Source organism: Phyllobacterium lublinensis (genome assembly GCF_020164435.1).
In the GTDB taxonomy this organism is placed as follows: domain Bacteria; phylum Pseudomonadota; class Alphaproteobacteria; order Rhizobiales; family Rhizobiaceae; genus Phyllobacterium; species Phyllobacterium lublinensis.
The window spans coordinates 77,357-94,270 of sequence record NZ_JAIUDQ010000007.1 but is presented as its reverse complement, the minus strand read 5'-3'; the positions used below and the strand labels follow the sequence as shown (position 1 = coordinate 94,270).

At 56.6% G+C, this 16,914-nt stretch carries 18 protein-coding genes; 8 read left to right on the top strand and 10 right to left on the bottom strand.

Annotated features, from left to right (window positions below; genetic code table 11):
* Window positions 1-23: 23 nt before the first annotated feature.
* The 3 genes from K9U38_RS11400 to K9U38_RS11390 form a co-directional block, all read right to left on the bottom strand.
* Window positions 24-1,175: a hypothetical protein gene (locus K9U38_RS11400; RefSeq protein WP_224494449.1), complete on the bottom strand. Its 1,152-nt coding sequence runs from the start codon at window positions 1,173-1,175 to the stop codon at window positions 24-26.
* Window positions 1,176-1,185: 10 nt separating this feature from the next.
* Window positions 1,186-2,268 (bottom strand): hypothetical protein, encoded by a 1,083-nt coding sequence (locus tag K9U38_RS11395; protein ID WP_224494448.1) that lies wholly within the window; start codon window positions 2,266-2,268, stop codon window positions 1,186-1,188.
* 124 nt (window positions 2,269-2,392) lie between these two features.
* Window positions 2,393-2,995, bottom strand: a complete 603-nt coding sequence (locus tag K9U38_RS11390) for a thymidine kinase (RefSeq protein ID WP_224494447.1) — start codon at window positions 2,993-2,995, stop codon at window positions 2,393-2,395.
* Between the two features lie 190 nt (window positions 2,996-3,185).
* Here K9U38_RS11390 and K9U38_RS11385 point away from each other — a divergent pair, with 190 nt between their 5' ends.
* The 3 genes from K9U38_RS11385 (at window position 3,186) to choV (ending at window position 6,120) form a co-directional block, all read left to right on the top strand.
* Window positions 3,186-4,127 (top strand): choline ABC transporter substrate-binding protein, encoded by a 942-nt coding sequence (locus K9U38_RS11385; protein ID WP_224494446.1) that lies wholly within the window; start codon window positions 3,186-3,188, stop codon window positions 4,125-4,127.
* Window positions 4,128-4,237: 110 nt separating this feature from the next.
* Window positions 4,238-5,080: a choline ABC transporter permease subunit gene (choW, locus tag K9U38_RS11380; RefSeq protein ID WP_224494445.1), complete on the top strand. Its 843-nt coding sequence runs from the start codon at window positions 4,238-4,240 to the stop codon at window positions 5,078-5,080.
* Window positions 5,077-6,120 carry a choline ABC transporter ATP-binding protein gene (gene choV, locus K9U38_RS11375; protein ID WP_224494444.1) on the top strand — a complete coding sequence of 348 codons (1,044 nt, stop codon included), beginning with the start codon at window positions 5,077-5,079 and terminating at the stop codon, window positions 6,118-6,120. Before choW ends, choV begins: the two co-directional genes overlap by 4 nt.
* Window positions 6,121-6,254: 134 nt before the next feature.
* Here the strand turns inward: choV and K9U38_RS11370 are convergent, their stop codons facing one another.
* The 6 genes from K9U38_RS11370 to K9U38_RS11345 all read right to left on the bottom strand — a co-directional run bounded on the left by K9U38_RS11370 (window position 6,255) and on the right by K9U38_RS11345 (window position 11,977).
* Window positions 6,255-6,512, bottom strand: coding sequence for a hypothetical protein (locus K9U38_RS11370; protein ID WP_224494443.1), 258 nt, complete (start codon window positions 6,510-6,512; stop codon window positions 6,255-6,257).
* A gap of 184 nt (window positions 6,513-6,696) precedes the next feature.
* Entirely contained in the window at window positions 6,697-7,530 is an 834-nt protein-coding gene (locus K9U38_RS11365) for an ABC transporter ATP-binding protein (protein WP_224494442.1), read from the bottom strand.
* Entirely contained in the window at window positions 7,527-8,381 is an 855-nt protein-coding gene (locus tag K9U38_RS11360; protein ID WP_224494441.1) for an ABC transporter ATP-binding protein, read from the bottom strand. The genes K9U38_RS11365 and K9U38_RS11360 overlap by 4 nt, the downstream gene beginning before the upstream one ends.
* 4 nt (window positions 8,382-8,385) lie before the next feature.
* Window positions 8,386-9,246, bottom strand: a complete 861-nt coding sequence (locus K9U38_RS11355; protein WP_224494533.1) for an ABC transporter permease subunit — start codon at window positions 9,244-9,246, stop codon at window positions 8,386-8,388.
* A 63-nt stretch (window positions 9,247-9,309) separates the two neighbouring features.
* The gene (locus K9U38_RS11350) at window positions 9,310-10,317 is read right to left on the bottom strand and encodes an ABC transporter permease subunit (protein ID WP_224494440.1); all 1,008 of its coding nucleotides are present in this window, start codon (window positions 10,315-10,317) and stop codon (window positions 9,310-9,312) included.
* 55 nt (window positions 10,318-10,372) lie between these two features.
* Window positions 10,373-11,977: an ABC transporter substrate-binding protein gene (locus K9U38_RS11345; RefSeq protein WP_224494439.1), complete on the bottom strand. Its 1,605-nt coding sequence runs from the start codon at window positions 11,975-11,977 to the stop codon at window positions 10,373-10,375.
* 332 nt (window positions 11,978-12,309) lie between these two features.
* Here K9U38_RS11345 and K9U38_RS11340 point away from each other — a divergent pair, with 332 nt between their 5' ends.
* From K9U38_RS11340 to K9U38_RS11325, 4 genes are all read left to right on the top strand, one after another.
* Entirely contained in the window at window positions 12,310-13,071 is a 762-nt protein-coding gene (locus tag K9U38_RS11340; protein WP_224494438.1) for a 3-hydroxyacyl-CoA dehydrogenase, read from the top strand.
* A 126-nt stretch (window positions 13,072-13,197) separates the two neighbouring features.
* Window positions 13,198-14,397 (top strand): hypothetical protein, encoded by a 1,200-nt coding sequence (locus K9U38_RS11335; RefSeq protein WP_224494437.1) that lies wholly within the window; start codon window positions 13,198-13,200, stop codon window positions 14,395-14,397.
* Window positions 14,394-14,984 carry a protein-S-isoprenylcysteine O-methyltransferase gene (locus K9U38_RS11330; RefSeq protein ID WP_224494436.1) on the top strand — a complete coding sequence of 197 codons (591 nt, stop codon included), beginning with the start codon at window positions 14,394-14,396 and terminating at the stop codon, window positions 14,982-14,984. The genes K9U38_RS11335 and K9U38_RS11330 overlap by 4 nt, the downstream gene beginning before the upstream one ends.
* Window positions 14,985-15,132: 148 nt before the next feature.
* On the top strand, window positions 15,133-15,522 hold the full coding sequence (locus K9U38_RS11325; protein WP_224494435.1) for a DUF930 domain-containing protein: 390 nt from the start codon (window positions 15,133-15,135) through the stop codon (window positions 15,520-15,522).
* A gap of 29 nt (window positions 15,523-15,551) precedes the next feature.
* Here K9U38_RS11325 and K9U38_RS11320 read toward each other — a convergent pair whose 3' ends face one another.
* Window positions 15,552-16,466 carry a cell wall hydrolase gene (locus K9U38_RS11320; protein WP_224494434.1) on the bottom strand — a complete coding sequence of 305 codons (915 nt, stop codon included), beginning with the start codon at window positions 16,464-16,466 and terminating at the stop codon, window positions 15,552-15,554.
* A 238-nt stretch (window positions 16,467-16,704) separates the two neighbouring features.
* On the opposite strand from K9U38_RS11320, the gene K9U38_RS11315 reads away from it, so the two are divergent.
* Window positions 16,705-16,896: a hypothetical protein gene (locus K9U38_RS11315; protein WP_224494433.1), complete on the top strand. Its 192-nt coding sequence runs from the start codon at window positions 16,705-16,707 to the stop codon at window positions 16,894-16,896.
* Window positions 16,897-16,914: the final 18 nt, after the last annotated feature.

Below are 16,914 nucleotides of genomic sequence, written 5' to 3'. Positions count from 1 at the left end.
CTCGTTCCTCCTAAAAATCGGTCTCAAATGCCGCTGATTACCTGGCCATTGGAGAGAATATGCGTGGCAAAGCCGTCAAACACCCGGGCAGCTTCCCCGGAGGCATAGAGCGCCTGATAGGCTTCATGCGGCACCAGGGCGTGCCGTTCATAATGGCTCACGCCCTGCCGCGTTGCCTCAAGGTCATCAGTGTTGATGTGGAATTCCTCTCGCGAGGGCTCGGACGACCACAGGCCGCGTTTGCCGGGCTTTTCCGCCGTCGAGAAGACCTCCTGCAAGGTCCATGTCAGAAGCCACGCATCCTCCGGCCTGCGAACAAGTTCGAGCACGTCGGCAACCTTCTGGTTATGTTCCGTGATCCCGGCGGTATAGAAGGGTCCAAGCACGACACGCCGCAGCTGCTTGGGGTGAAGTTCGGGAAAATCCTGATCAAGGCTTGTCGCAATCGTGACCGGCGAAAGGGAAAACGCGGAGTTCTTCGCGGCAAAATCATCGAAGCGGCGGGCGAGATCGGGGTTGAGAAGTCCCCCAACCGGCAGCGGTATCTTGACCTCGCTGTTCAGTTTTCCATCCTTGTCGACGAGCGTCTCCACCATGTTTTCGGAGGAGTCTTCAATGACTGCCATATAGATCAGTGGCAGGTTGGCCGCCCCATCGAAGGTTCCCCAATGCACGACGTAGAAAGGCCGCATCGTTTTCGGATTGACCGAAACACGGATGGTGACGGGAAGCAGGAAGGGCGAGAAGACCTCCCCTTGCGCGACAGTTTCGAGGTAAATCCGTTCTGCCATCGATTTTTGCAAGGCGCGCGGGAAATCTCGGTTACGCAGAATGAAATCTGCCATTTCACTGCGCAGTGCTTCCGCCGGCGGAATCGCCGCCAGCCGTTGCTTCGCGTCTCTCTTATCGTTCTCAAGTTCGAGGACGTTCTGAAAAACCGGAAAGCCGCTCTCAGCTTTGGATATGCGAAAGCGTTCGGCAAAGCCCAATCGGTTGCGCCAGCATTCAAAGGAAGTGTCCAGCCGCTGCAGATACTCTGAGACGGTCTGTGCCACCAGACCATGCTTGTAAAGCGGTGAATCCTGGTTATTCAGAAAGACTTCCAAACCATCCAACGCAGCGCGGATGGCGCCGAAATAGCGCTCCGCTGCCGCGAGGTCTGCATTGCCGTTCATCGCGCTAGCTCTACACGTAATCGGCGGAGTTGTGCTTCTTCAGGACTTCGGAAAACCGGCGTGAGAAGGCATCATCGGCCAGCTTCTTGCGGCGCTGGATGTCCTGCGAACTGACCATGTTTTTCTCGTGCATTTCGAGCAGGTCGCCGATGTGCTTCTGTGCAGCAGCACCGACGCCGGCCATGGTCTCCTCCGCCGCAGTATCCACCTTGCTGCCCAGCGTGTTGATCTTGTGGGCCACGTCTTGCTGGGCTGCTGTCTTCAAGGAATCTTCAAGCGCCTTGTAGAGGACTATGCGCTGTTCTGTATCGATCGCCAGCTTGTTGATCAGTGTGCTCTGTGCCGCGATCTGGTTGTTGAGCGAATCGACAAAAGTCTGGAACATGGAGGTGTAGCGTTCGAGCGTCTGGCTCTCGGCAAGGAGTTCCTGCTCCTTGGCCTGGCGTTCATTGTACTCGGTAGCAAGCTTTGACCGTTCGCCTTCAAGCTCGGTACGGGTTCCCTGGTCGGTTGACGCAGCGATGCGGTTCTCAATGTCAAGCAAAAGCGGATTGAGCTCCTCGATGCGCTTTTGTGTGGCCTCCAGATTGGCGATCGTCGCCTTGCGCCGTTCGATCACCGTTGCGAGGCTGGCCTCCGAAGTCTTGTAGCGCTCATCAAGGACCGCCTTCTGTTCCTTCAGGATGCCGACAATGCGATCGGATTTGGAGAGAAGCTCCTGCAGATTTCCCGCAAGCGACATGTTGCGAACGCGGTCGGAGCGCAGGCGCTGCGCTTTTTGCTTGGAAAAGACGCCAACGAATTTTTCCCAGCCCGAAAAGCCCTTCATGCTTTCGAACTCCGAGCCGAAGACGTTGGTTGCGTCCTCAAGGCCGATGATGAGTTCGGCAATATTGCCTTCCATTACCTTCTGCTGGCGCAGGACATCGTCTATGCGCGCATTCTCGATGTCGAAGTCCGAAGCCCCGATCTTTTCGTCAGCCTTGGCGAATTTGTCGAGCACAACGCTCGATTGGTCGATTTTCGTCCGCATCTCATTGACCATGGTCTTGGTCTTTTCGATCTCGGCATCAAAACTTTGCAAAGTCGCCATCTATCTCTTCCCCTGAATGCCCAAGAAAAATTTCTTGCTCGCTGCGAATATAGACATGCCACATTGCGAAAAAAAGCCTATCGGAAAATGACAGCCAGGGAAGAAAACCTGCAACAAGTTCGATTTACACTGCCGAGGGCGCATCAGGCGCAATGCGCCCGGTCTCCTCTTCCCAATGTTTGCGGCAGAGGGAAACATAGACGGATTTTTCAATCGCCACCTGATCGCCCTCGATCAGTGCCTTGCCCTGGTGGTCGTGTCGCACAACCATTGTCGCCTTGGCGCCGCAATGGCAGATGGTTCGGATCTCCCGCAGTGTATCGGCGATCGCCAACAGCTCTGAAGAGCCAGGAAACAGCTTGCCCTGAAAGTCGGTACGCAGCCCAAAGCACATGACCGGGATACTGAGGCGATCGGCAACACGCGCCAACTCCCAGACCTGGTCCCTGGTCAGAAACTGCGCTTCGTCGATGAAGACACAGCTCAGCCTGCTTTCACTGTCGGCCGAAGCGATACGCTCGAACAGATTGTCGTGCTCACGATAGAGCTCCGCTTCGGCGCTGACGCCAAGGCGGGAAGTGATGCGCCCAATTCCGTTCTCGGCATAGTGCGCGGCCGTGAACAGCATCGTACGCATGCCACGCTCCTGGTAGTTGTAGGAAGCCTGCAAGAGCAATGTGGACTTTCCGGCATTCATTGCCGAGTAACTGAAATAAAGTTTTGCCATAGCGTGCTTTAACCTGACTTGGATCGTCGCTTGAAGCCTCACACACCTCCTACATGCAACTTTTGTCGGAATATCAACAACTGTCGCTATTTGACTGGATTTATGCGCGCCCATGCTTGAATGACCGCCGATTTGGTGCTTGGTTCTTGCAGGTATCAACCGGGAGAAACCCGGAGAGGGAGAACTAACGATGAAAGTGTTATCCAAACTCACCATTTCTCTGGCTCTGGCGCTGTCCGCAAGCACCGCATTTGCAGCGGAGCCCGAATCTTGCAAGACAGTCCGATTCGCCGACGTGGGATGGACTGACATCACCGCAACTACGGCGGCCACAAGCGAAGTCCTGAAAGGACTTGGTTATTCAACCGATACTAAGGTGCTTTCCGTACCTGTCACTTACGCTTCGCTTGGCAAGAAGGACATTGACGTGTTTCTCGGCAACTGGATGCCGACCATGTCTGCCGATATCAAGCCGTATCTGGAGAACAAGACAGTTGACGACCTCGGCCCAAACCTGACCGGTGCGAAATACACCCTCGCCGTGCCGCAGTACCTTTATGACAAGGGCCTGAAGGATTTCAAGGATATCGCCAAGTTCAAGGATGATCTCGGCGGCAAGATCTACGGCATCGAACCAGGCAATGATGGCAACCGCTTGATTCTCGACATGATTTCCAAGGATCAGTTCGGCCTCAAGGGCTTCGAGCTCGCTGAATCGTCCGAGCAGGGCATGCTGGCGCAGGTCGCTAAGGAAACGAAAAGCGAAAAGCCGATTGTTTTCCTCGGCTGGGAGCCGCATCCGATGAATACGAACTTCAAGCTCGCCTATCTTTCCGGCGGCGATGACGTATTTGGCCCGGATTTCGGCGGCGCCATCATCCATACCAATGTCCGTGCGGGCTACACGACCGAGTGTCCCAATGTCGGCAAGCTGCTGACAAATCTCAAATTCAATCTGACGATGGAAAATGAGATCATGGGCAAGATTCTCGATGACGGCGAGGATGGAGCGAAGGCAGCGACGGAGTGGCTGAAGGCCAATCCCGCCATTCTCGACACCTGGCTGGCAGGCGTGACCACTTTTGACGGCAAGGAAGGACTCCCGGCAGTCAAGTCAGCGCTTGGACTGTAATCGCGATCTCGACCGGGATCGGCTGTAAGAACAAAGTGAACACCAACTGTCCGGCTTTCGTGCCGGACAGGTCTTTCCATTATTATCATGTGACAGAGGGATAGTTTCGCTTGGACTGGTTAACGCAAGACAAGATTCCAGTTGGCAGGACGGCGAAGGCCATCGTCGATTGGCTTACGAACAATTTCGCCTGGTTCTTTGACGGCCTGGCGACAATCATGCAGGCTTTCATCGACGGGCTTATGTTCCTTCTGAAATACCCGCATCCCTTGATCATGATCGTGATCTTCGCGGCTATCGCCTATGCGCTGCGGCGATCGATCGGCGTAACGTTGCTTACCGTTCTCGGCTTCCTGTTCATTCTCAATCAGGGTTACTGGCAGGAGACGATGGAGACCCTCACGCTCGTGCTTTCTTCCTGCATTCTGTGCATGGGCATCGGCGTGCCGATCGGTATCATCGCTGCACACCGCCCGAAGTTCTATGCGGCCATCCGTCCGGTTCTCGACCTGATGCAGACATTGCCAACTTTCGTCTACCTGATCCCCGCAATCGTCTTCTTCGGCATAGGCATGGTTCCAGGCCTGCTGGCGACTGCAATCTTCGTGCTGCCGGCCCCTATAAGACTCACTCATCTCGGTGTCTCGTCGACCCCGCTGCACCTGGTCGAGGCTGGCGAAGCGTTTGGTGCATCGTCGCGCCAGCTGTTGTGGAAGATTGAATTGCCCTATGCCATGCCGCAAATTCTGGCAGGCCTGACCCAGACCATCATGCTGTCGCTTTCGATGGTCGTCATCGCCGCACTGGTCGGCGCCGATGGCCTGGGCGTCCCGGTCGTTCGCGCGCTGAATTCGGTCAACACCGCCCTGGGTTTCGAGGCAGGACTTGTCATCGTGGTGGTTGCCATCGTGCTTGACCGAATCTTCCGCCCGGGCAAGGAGGTAGGCGAATGACCGCGATCACTCTCGAAAACGTCTGCATCATCTTTGGCAAGAAGACGGACGATTCGCTTGCGCTTGCCGACAAGGGAAAAAGCCGCTCCGACATCCAGGCGGAAACCGGCCACGTGCTCGGCGTACACAATTGCTCGATCACCATTGCCGAAGGCGAGATTGTCGTCCTGATGGGACTTTCTGGCTCCGGCAAGTCAACCCTGCTGCGTGCCATCAATCGCCTCAACCCCATCTCGCGGGGCTCGGTTGTCGTCCATAATGGCGGACGTTCCATCGACGTCGGCAAAGCCGACAAGAACACGCTGCGTGACCTGAGAAAGCACCTCGTTTCGATGGTGTTCCAGCAGTTCGGCTTGCTACCCTGGCGGACAGTGGAAGAGAATGTCGGCTTCGGCCTCGAACTGTCTGGGGTTCCCAAGGAGGAGCGCGCGAGCGCGGTGCAGCAACAGCTCGAGCTCGTCAATCTGAAGGATTGGGCCAAACGCAAGGTCGGCGAACTCTCGGGTGGCATGCAGCAGCGCGTAGGTTTGGCGCGCGCCTTTGCAACCGGCGCACCCATCCTGCTCATGGATGAACCATTCTCCGCACTGGACCCTTTGATCCGCACCCGGCTTCAGGATGAATTGCTGAGCCTGCAGGAGCGCCTGAAGAAAACCATCGTCTTTGTCAGTCATGATCTCGATGAGGCGATGAAGATCGGCAACCGGATTGCCATCATGGAAGGTGGCCGGATCATTCAATGCGGCACGGCCCAGGATATCCTGCTCAATCCCGCCAATGATTATGTCGCGGATTTCGTTGCCAACATGAACCCGCTCGGTGTTCTGACTGCGGCCGATATCATGGTACCGCTCGACCGTTCGCGTCCCGCTGACCGGCCTTTCGCCGCCACTGCGCGCCCTGAAACGCCGGTACGCGAGATCATGCAGGCGGTGGCGAAGAACAATGGCGACGTGGGCGTTGTCGACAAGGGCACGATTCTCGGCGTGATTTCCGCCGACGACATCGTCCGGGGCCTCCTGAAACACCAGAGAAATTAAATTATCCGGCTGGAACCCCATCTGGCTTGGGTCATTGAGGGTTTTGCCGGGGTGCGTGGTTCGCCAGCATCTTGCGAGGTACCGAGTGTTCTCCTTCTCTCCCTGGCCGAGGAAAGCGCGGCTCGGAAAATACCCTACTCTGCGTCCTCTTCCTCATCGCCAGCCTTGCCAGCGGGCTGCCAGGAATGGGGCGAGACCTTTTTCTGGGTGTTCGAATCCGTGAATATCCACCAGCCGGCGTCGGTTTCATCCCACTGGCCGCCGGTGGCCTTCAGCCGGTCAAGCGAACGAAACTGACCAATCGATTCGTTCTCCTGTCCGTCCTCATCGGTCCAGAAAACCTGGACCTTGCTGCCATCTTTTGGCGCCGTAGCAATCGGCTGCTTGGTCATAACTTCCCTCTCGCTGTGCGTAACTCGACAAGCTCACGATGAGGGAAGTGTTTTGACAGCAGAGAGTCAAGTCTGGCCGCAGCTATTTGTGCAGCCAGCCATTTCCCTCATGGTGAGCTTCGTCCTGAGCTTGTCGAAGGGCGAACCACGCGCAACTCCTGAGCCACACAGCAGCAGGAATCAATCAGGCCGCAGCCTTCTTCTTGGCCAGACGTGCCCTGATGCTTTCGACGTCGGACCTCGGTGTCGCTGCAAACAGCGTCTTCGTATAGCTGTGCTGAGGATTGGAGAACACCTCGTCGCGCGTACCATATTCGACGACTTCGCCGTAGTACATCACCATCACCTCGTCGGCAATGTAGCGTACCACTGACAAGTCATGGCTGATGAAAACGTAAGTGAGGTTGAATTCGTCCTGTAGATCGGCAAGCAGATTGAGCACTTGCGCCTGAACAGACAGGTCGAGCGCAGAAACCGGCTCGTCCAGCACCAGAAGGCTCGGGCTCAGCATCAAGGCACGGGCAATGGCGATGCGCTGGCGCTGGCCACCCGAGAACATGTGCGGATAACGATTGTAGTGTTCAGGACCGAGCCCGACCTTCACGAGCATCTGCATGGCCAGGTCACGGCGCTCCGCTGCGGTCTTGTTGGTGTTGAGCAGCAGCGGTTCGCCGAGCACTTCGCCAATCTTCTGGCGCGGGTTGAGCGAGCCATAGGGGTTCTGGAAAATGATCTGTACTTTCCGACGAAGCTCGGGCGTGACCCGATCGCGGGCAATGTTGATCGGCTTGCCGTCGATAAGCAGCTCCCCCGATGTCTGCGGATCGATCAGCGTCAGAATACGACCAAGGGTTGACTTGCCGCAACCGCTCTCGCCAACGATGGCAAGGGTCTTGCCCTTCTCAAGCGTGAAGCTGACACCCTTGACTGCATGCACAGTCTTGGCCTTGCCGAACATGCTTCCGCCTACATGGTAATCGCGAACGATATTGCGCCCTTCAAGCACGATCTCCGTCATGATGGGGCTCCTGAAATTGCTGCTTCCTGTTTCATGAAGTCCGCGACGGTCGACAGCCGGTCACCTGTTGCATTCTCCGGCAGGGCAGAAAGCAGCGCGCGTGTGTAGGGGCTCTTGGGCGACTCGAAGAGTGAAAGCACATCGGCCTCCTCCATCTTGCGTCCCTTGTATTGCACGATGACACGGTCGGCTGTTTCCGCGACGACACCCATGTCGTGCGTAATCATGATCAGGCCCATGCCGTACTTCGCTTGCAGACTGACCAGCAGGTCGAGAATCTGCTTCTGGATGGTCACGTCCAGCGCGGTCGTCGGCTCGTCGGCAATCAGCAGTTTCGGGTTGCAGGCAATCGCGATGGCAATCATGACGCGCTGGCATTGGCCGCCGGACATCTGATGCGGAAACGAGTTCAGGCGCTCTTCAGGAGTAGGAATTCCCACTTGCTGCAGCAACTCGATGGCCCGCTTGCGCCGTGTCGTTGCGTCCATCTTCATGTGAAAGCGCAACACTTCCTCCAGCTGAAATCCGACTGTGAAGCAAGGATTGAGACTTGCCATCGGTTCCTGGAAAATCATGGCCACGTCGCGACCGACGATTTCGCGCCGCTGTTTGTTCGTCATGGTCAGAAGGTTATGACCATCAAAGGTCATGCTGTCGGCAGTGACTGTCGCCGTCTTGGGCAACAGTCCCATCACGGCGAGCATGGCCACGGACTTGCCGGAACCGGATTCACCGACAATGGCCAGCACTTCACGCGCATCAACCGAAAGATCGATGCCCTGCACGGCCATGAACTGGCCGGTGCTGGTGTCGAAGCCAACCGAAAGGTTCTTGATTTCGAGCAGTGCCATGATCTCAGCTCCTCTTCAGCTTGGGATCGAGGGCATCACGCAGGCCATCGCCAACGAGGTTGATTGCGAGCACCGTAATGAGAATTGCCAGGCCGGGGAACGTGACAACCCACCAGGCGCGCAGGATGAACTCACGCGCTTCGGCGAGCATAGTGCCCCATTCAGGCGTTGGCGGCTGCGCGCCCATGCCGAGAAAGCCGAGGGCAGCGGCTTCGAGGATGGCGTTGGAGAACGACAACGTTCCCTGCACGATCAACGGCGCCAGGCAATTTGGCAGGATCGTCTTGAACATCAGGCGCAGGTGGCCCGCGCCCGCCAGCTTCGAGGCAATCACATATTCGCGGTTCTTTTCACTCATCACCGCCGCACGTGTCAGGCGGGCAAAGTGGGGCTGCAGGACCAGCGCAATGGCGATCATTGCATTGAACAGGCCAGGTCCCAGAATGGCGACGAGCACCAGGGCCAGAAGCAATGGCGGGAAAGCCAGGATGATATCCATGATGCGCATGATCAGCGCATCGACCCAACCGCGGAAATAGCCGGCAAGGACGCCGAGTATCACGCCGCTGAACATGGCTATGGTCACAACGATGAGACCGATGAACAGCGAGAACCGGGCGCCGTAAATCAGGCGGGACAGAAGGTCACGGCCAACTGCATCAGTGCCAAGCAGGAACATCGAATTGCCGCCTGCCTGCCATGAGGGCGGCGTAAGCAGGGCTTCGCGGTACTGTTGGTATGGCGCATGCGGTGCAATAAGCGGCGCAAAGATTGCGACCAGCAACAGGAACACCAGGACGGCGAGACCGATCACAGCGCCCTTGTTGACGCTGAAATAGAACCAGAATTCCGAGAACCGTGCCATGCGGCCCGAGCTCTGGGCGGCGGCAATCGGTACGGGCGGGGAAACTTCGTTAGTCACTGTTCCTCACTTTACGCGGATGCGCGGATTGACGACCGCATAGAGCAGATCGACGATCAAATTGACGGTCATGACGATGAGCGCGACCAGCATGAGACCACCCTGAACGACGACATAATCGCGTTTGGCGATCGCATCGATCATCCACTTTCCGATACCGGGCCACGAGAAGATGGTCTCTGTCAGAATGGCGCCGGCCATGAGAAGACCCATCTGCAAGCCGATGGTTGTGATGACGGGGATCATGGCATTGCGCAGTGCATGCACGCCGATAACCCGCTTTTGTGCAAGGCCCTTTGCTTTTGCGGTACGCACATAGTCCTCGCCCAGGACTTCCAGCATGGCCGAACGCGTCTGGCGAGCAATCACCGCAAGCGGGATCGTGCCGAGCACGATGGTTGGCAGGATGAGATGCGAAACCGCCGATTTGAAAGCGCCCTTGCCGCCTGAGATCAGGCTATCGATCAGCATGAAGCCGGTCGTCGGCTTGAAGAAGTAGATCAGATCCATCCGGCCGGAAACCGGGGTCCAGTGCAGTATGCCGGCAAACAGGATGATCAGCAGGATACCCCACCAGAAAATCGGCATGGAGTAGCCAACCAGCGCAATGCCCATGCTCAGCTGATCAAAAATCGACCCGCGCTTGACAGCAGCGAAGATTCCGGCGGGAATGCCAATAATGACGGCAAACAACATGGCACAGATGCTGAGCTCAAGCGTTGCCGGGAAAAGGGTCAGGAAATCTGCGAGAACTGCACGTTTGCTGGCTATCGACGTGCCGAAATCGCCATGGAATATGTTCCACAGGAACGAGAGATACTGTTCCCAGATCGGCCTGTTGAAACCGAACTGCTCCATCAGTAACTGGTGCCGTTCAGGGGTCATGCCGCGTTCGCCGGCAAGAGCGATGACGGGATCTCCAGGAAGCAAGCGAATGAAAATAAAGGCCACAAAGCTGATGCCAATGAACGTTGGGATCAGCAGCAGCACTCGGGAAGCGATATAACGAAACATGATAACCTGAAAAAAAGCGGTACCGGCCAAAAGCCGGTACCGCGAGGAGTTTTAATTACTCGGCGATGTCTACGTTTTCGAAGTTGTGCACGCCAAATGCGCTCGGCACATAGCCGCTCACACTCTTGTTCATTGCAGTCGTTACGAGCGAATGAGCAAGCGTTGCCCACGGAGCTTCGCGCTTGAACACAGCCTGGGCTTCTTCGTAAAGCTTGGTGCGTTCGGCAACGTCGGACGTAACGGCCGCCTTGTTGATCAAGTCGGTGAATTCCTGGTTGCACCATGCAGCGCGGTTGGAGCTGCCGACAGCCTGGCAGGACAACAGCGTTGCGAGGAAGTTGTCCGGATCGCCATTGTCACCGGTCCAGCCGATGATGACAGCGCCATCATGCTTCGGATCGGAAGCGCGCTTCAGATATTCCTGCCAGTCGTAGCTGACGATCTCGACCTTGACGCCGACCTTGGCAAAATCAGACTGCAAGAGCTCAGCCGTACGGCGACCGTTCGGCATGTAAGGACGAACAACCGGCATTGCCCAGATCTTAAGCGAGAGATCCTTGACGCCAGCCTTTTCGAGAGCTGCCTTTGCCGCTTCAGGATTGTATTCGTCATCCTTGATCGACTTGTTGTAGGACCACATCGTTGGCGGGATCGGGTTGATCGCAGGCGTACCCTGGCCAAGATAGACGGCGTCAACGATTGCCTTCTTGTCGATTGCCATGTTGAGCGCCTTGCGCACTTCAGCCTTGTCGAACGGTGCCTGCGTCGTGTTGTAGGCAAGGGTCGAAACGTTGAGGCCGCTTTCCTGCATGACGGTGAGGTTCGAATCTGCCTTCAGGCCCTCGACATCTGCAGGATCCGGATAGATCGTCAGCTGGCATTCGCCGGCCTTGAGCTTCTGCACGCGGACAGCCGCGTCTGGCGTGACCGCAAAGATCAGGTTGTCGAGTTTGACCTTGCCCTTCCAGAACGTCGGATTGGCTTCGTAGCGAATAGCTGTATTCAACTGATAGTCAACGAACTGGAATGGACCCGTGCCTACCGGCTGTTCGTTGAATTTCTGCTGAGTTCCATCAGCCTGAAGCTTGTCGGCATATTCCTTGGACACGATGGACGAGAAGTCCATGGCCAGGTTTGCGATCATCGGTGCGTTCGGCTTGGTCAGCGTGATCTTGACGGTCAGGTCATCGACCTTTTCAACCGACTTGATCAGCTTGGGGAAGTCCATGCCTTCGAAATACTCATAGGAAGCGCCGTCGACATACTTTGCCCATGGGCTGCCTTCCTTCTGGCGTTCGAAGGAGAAGACGACGTCGTCAGCGTTGAGGTCGCGCGTCGGCGTGAAATAGCTTGTGGTCTGGAACTTGACGCCCGGACGCAGCTTGAATGTGTACTGCAGGCCATCATCGGAGATGGTCCAGCTTTCGGCCAGCGCAGGCTCAACCTCGGACTTGCCGGGCTTGAACTCGACCAGTTTGTTGAACACGGCCTGTCCTGTTGCATCGAGTGTTTCACCACCCGTGTAGAGCGCCGGATCAAAACCGCCAGGAGCAGCTTCGGAGCAATAGACGAGCGTTTTGGCCGAGGCTCCACCTGCCATCAGCCCACCCGTCAGCATTGCGAGCGCCGTCGCCGCAAGGAGTTTCTTGTAGGTATTCATCTTTTCCACCTTCAGAGGTTTTTTATGTTGCAGGCCCCCATGCCTACAACGAAGGTTGCATGGAAGCCTTTGCAATGTCGCAATGCAAGCAGATTTATTCGCAGTCAACCCGTCACATGCTGCATAATTGACGATTCTGGGGAAAGTCACCCTACAAGACGAAAAAACAGTGAAATTCACCAAAAATTCGTCCACTGAGTTCCGGTATGCGGTGTAGGCTCAAATTGAAATTAGCGTGAAGAAATGAATTTCGAAGGGCAAAAGCAGTTCCCAGTCTGGCTAACTAGCGTAACTCGTGCAAGAAGACATCGGGACTAAAGGGAGGAGCCATTTTGAACATCCAAGGCCATACAGCGATCGTAACGGGCGGAGGTTCGGGACTGGGCGCAGCAACGGCGCGGGCACTGGCCGAAAAAGGCGCCGAGGTTGCCATTTTGGACATCAACTTGGAAGCCGCCCAAAAAGTGGCCAATGAGATTGGCGGAATCGCCCTCAGCTGCAACGTTTCGAGCGCCGATGATGCTCAGAAGGCCGTATCCCGCGTGACCGATGAATTGGGAACGCCCCGCATTCTGGTCAATTGCGCTGGCATTGCCAATGCCGGCCGTATCGTGGGCCGCGATGGGCCACACGATCTGGAGCTATATCGTCGGGTAATCGAGGTGAATCTGATAGGTTCATTCAACATGCTGCGCCTTGTGAGCGATGCAGCGTCAAGGCTCGAGCCGCTGGAAGGCGGTGAACGTGGTGTGATCATCTCCACCGCCTCGGTCGCAGCTTTCGACGGGCAGATCGGCCAGGCGGCCTATGCGTCGTCGAAAGCGGGAATCGCCGGCCTCACCTTGCCGGCCGCGCGGGAACTTGCGCGCTTCGGCATTCGCGTCATGGCAATCGCGCCAGGCATTTTCGGAACGCCCATGCTGCTGGCAATGCCGCAGGACGTTCAGGATTCCCTTGCTGCCTCCATTCCGTTTCCCTCCCGGCTCGGCAAACCCGAGGAATATGCTGCGCTCGCACTGCACATCATCGAAAACCCGATGTTGAACGGCGAGACGATACGCCTGGACGGTGCAATCCGGATGGCTCCGAAATAGTGCCTGACATGATCCGACCCATCATTTTAGAACGATTTCAAATCAGCATTCTGTTAATATATGCAATCTGGAATCGAGTTGAGTTTAAGGCAGATTGCTGAGACCCGGATGCTGGAAGAAAAACAGATGACGGTTGTCAATCGTCTGGTCGTGTTGTTGCCAGGCTTTGAACATATGCCTGTAGAGGCTCACCATCGTCGCTTTGTGCGCGAGGCGGCAAAGACAGCGCCTGTCTATGACATGCAACTGACCGAAACGGCTCCACTCAAGACGTCCCGTCCCGACGCAGAAGTTGCCACCGGTGAGTTTAGCCTGCACACGTCAGGCAAAGACTGGGCCACCCAAACGGATTTTGTGCTTTACGGTCTCGGCGACATTACGATGTTCTATGCATCGAGAAATCCGCTCGTGCGTTTACTCAGTGGAACCGGCGCCCTTCTCGACTTCATCGTGACGGGAACATTCTTCCGCTTCGTTGCCGTTAGCTGGCGATATTCGCTGTTCTTCCTCTACCCGGTGATACTTCTCGGCCTGGTCGTTGCGGCGTCATTTGGCGCCTATGACGTCGCATCAGGCCTGGTGTCGGGGTCTATCATCGTTCCGCTGGTCTGCGCGCTGATGACGGCAGGCATTTTGTGCTGGTTCGCCCACCGCAAGCTGCACTTGCTGCTTCTACTGGATGACTGGACATTCGCCTGGGATATCGCCCGGGGCCAACGGCCGGGTGTGCTGCAAAAACTGGATAAAGTCGTCGCCGATGCAGAAACCCGAATCGGCAGGACTCCGGCAGGTACTGAAATTGTCGTCGCTGCCCACAGCCTTGGCGCAATCTGTGCGCTTCAGGTCCTGGATGCTGCTCTACGCCGGAATGCGCCGCGCCGTTATGGTCTTCTCACTGTCGGGTCGAGCCTCTTGAAAGTGGCGCTTCATCCCTCTGCCAGGGCACTGCGCGAGAGCGTCGGAACCGTTGCGCGCAGCAACGCGACCTGGATTGATGTGCAGTCGCTGACTGATCCGATGAACTTCTACAAATCCGATCCTGTGCGCGATCTGCATATCCAGGACGCCAAATCCCCGGTTTTGGTGAGGGTGAGGTTTCGCAATCAGCTTCGTGACGAGGCATACCGTGCCATACGGCGAAACCTGTTTCGGGTTCATCGCCAGTTCGTTTTTGGAGTTGAAAAGCGAACGCATTACTCCTGGCATGCCATTTTGTGTGGACCGGAGTCATTTGCGGATATTGCCGCTCGGGGCGGATTGCCTTGTGATCGGCCCAAGCCAGCTGCTCCGGCAGCCATCAAAATTCAAGGATCTGCTGCACGATGATATCTCTGGTGACCGCTGGCAAGGCTCTTTGGGTCATGCTTGTTACGAGCTGGTATCTCTTGCGCCGTCCATTTGACCGGCGTGCCCGCCGTACAAAACTCACCGTCGACCGGCGCCCTGGCGCCGATACCGTGCGCCTTGCGATCTCCTTTACTGGCTTTGGCATCATCCCGGTCATCTATGTTCTGACCGGACAGCCGCGCTTTGCAAATTATGAAGCCCATCCGGTGCTGCTCACGCTTGGCGTGATTTCCGCCATCGCCGCACTTGTCCTCTTCCGCCTCACGCACAAGGCACTTGGAAAGATGTGGTCGGTCTCGTTGCAGCTCAAACAGGACCACAAGCTCATTACAAACGGCATCTACAGGCGCGTCCGACACCCCATGTACACGGCATTCTGGCTCATGGCCCTGGCTCAGGCCTTGCTACTGCCGAATTATGTCGCCGGGCTCTCCGGACTGGCCGGATTTGGCTTTCTGTTTTTCTCCCGCATAGGCCCGGAGGAGGCGATGATGGAAGAGGCGTTTGGAGAGGAATATCTGCAGTATCGCGCGCGCACGTGGCGCGTCCTGCCCTATGTCTACTAAACACTGCGTTTAGGCGAAGGCGGCCCGAACGTTCACAATTTGGTCCCAATCCAACTGGTATTGATGCGCGCATGAGCGACGCGACCGGAACAGCACACCCGCGCCAACAGGAACTCCCAAACTTTCAAGATTCAGAAAGCAGGCTTCGATGAGAACAATTGGTGTCATGCTCTTGCTGTCCGTTACCTTGGCAACTCCGGTGCGTGCGATGGATACAGGCACCGCTCGCGAGCTGGAACGCCTCGATCCGCAAACGCGTCTTGAACAACGGTGCGACGTCGAGGCAATGGAGCGCATACATAAGGATCCCGCCAAGCTCGTACCCGACGAATTGGTCGCCTACGCCTTTGAAGAACCGAAGATCAAAGGCGACAAGATCCGTTCGGCCGGCGCTGCATTCCGCAGCAAGGGTGAATGGTATCACCTCTCCTATTCGTGCTCGACATCGCCCGACCACATGACGGTGCTGGCTTTCGAATATGCCATAGGGGATATAGTGCCCCACAGCGAATGGGCGCACCATTATCTGGTACCCTGACGCCGTCCGCATCAGAGCTCTATCTTTGCTTAAAGGGAGTTCGGCCGATCCTGCGCCAGCAGCATCTGGCCGATCGCATCAACCGCCTTGCCGTTTGGTGCTTCATAAGCCAGCAGGCCGGGCTCCGTCGTCGACCGTACCGGCTGGGCCGCCGGCGCTGTTCTGTAATCCATGGCCTGCGGCGGCGGGTCCATTGGCACCGCGACTTTCGACGTGTCGAACGTCATCGGAGCGATATCCGCCTGGGCAACGACGACAGGCTGGTTCATTACCCGGCCAGACGTCGGTGTCGACGAGGTCGTCGCAGCCGGCTGGGACGCGCTGGCAACCATGACCGTGTTCGCCGGCTTGGCGCCGGCCATTCGCGTGCTGGCAATATAGGCATTGGCGATTGCCACGCTCGCATCCTTGGATGCGATTTCGGCCGTATGGTAGCGGTCGCGCTTCTCATAGAAGGCGTTACCCCCGGCAACAACCGTGTAGTGCATGTTCTTGTAGGGGAACCGCAGGCCAGCCGTATGGAAGAACATGGCGTTCTTCACCTTTGGATTGCGTTCACCCTTGAGCACCGCGTCCGCTGCAGCCTGGACGTCCGGCAGCGCGGCGGATTTCATGGGTCGTGACAGCACACCAGGTGCAAACTGTCCCTTCTGGCCGACCACGCCGCAAATCGTATTGCCCCATTTGCCCGAATCGAGCCGGTTCATGACCACCGTACCAACGGCCATCAGGCCCTCTTGGCTCGAGCGGTTGGATTCAAAGAACATTGCCCGTTCCAGGCATTCCTTGTCCTTGGGCGTATAGGCGTAACTTTTGCTAGTCCGCGTTGTCAGGTCGGCCGAAATCTTGGAATGCGACCCGGTCTGGGTGCAGCCGCTGGCGAGCCCGGCGACCGCGATGATGCCCGCGATAGGATGGATTTTCCACTTAGCGAAGCCGATCACGAAGCAATTCTCATCGCTGTTGTTCCTGCTGGTGAAGGTGCTCTCAGAATGATGCCATTTGGGGCCAAACAATGGCAAACATGACCGTTGTGTAATGATACCTTATCATCCATTTGAAATTAACCAGTTATTTTAACCGACACAAGCACAAAAAAATTTCAAAAATGGCAAAATTAAGAATTCATTTACCCTATTTGCCTTAATCTTTACGCAATGGATCAAGCTCAGAGGTCGTCCTATGCGCACGCATTCCGCTCGGTACGATACCCGCGAAACACTGATGGAAGCACTCCGGGAACTGATCGCTCTTCAGGTTCCGGCCGAAGACGTTGCTCCCGTGCTTTGCACCATTGGCCCGGTAGACCTCGACCTGCTTGCAGACTGCATGAATGATGTCGGCCTAAACGACAATCGATCCCTCGCCGCCTGAATCCGCTGCCCCTCTCAA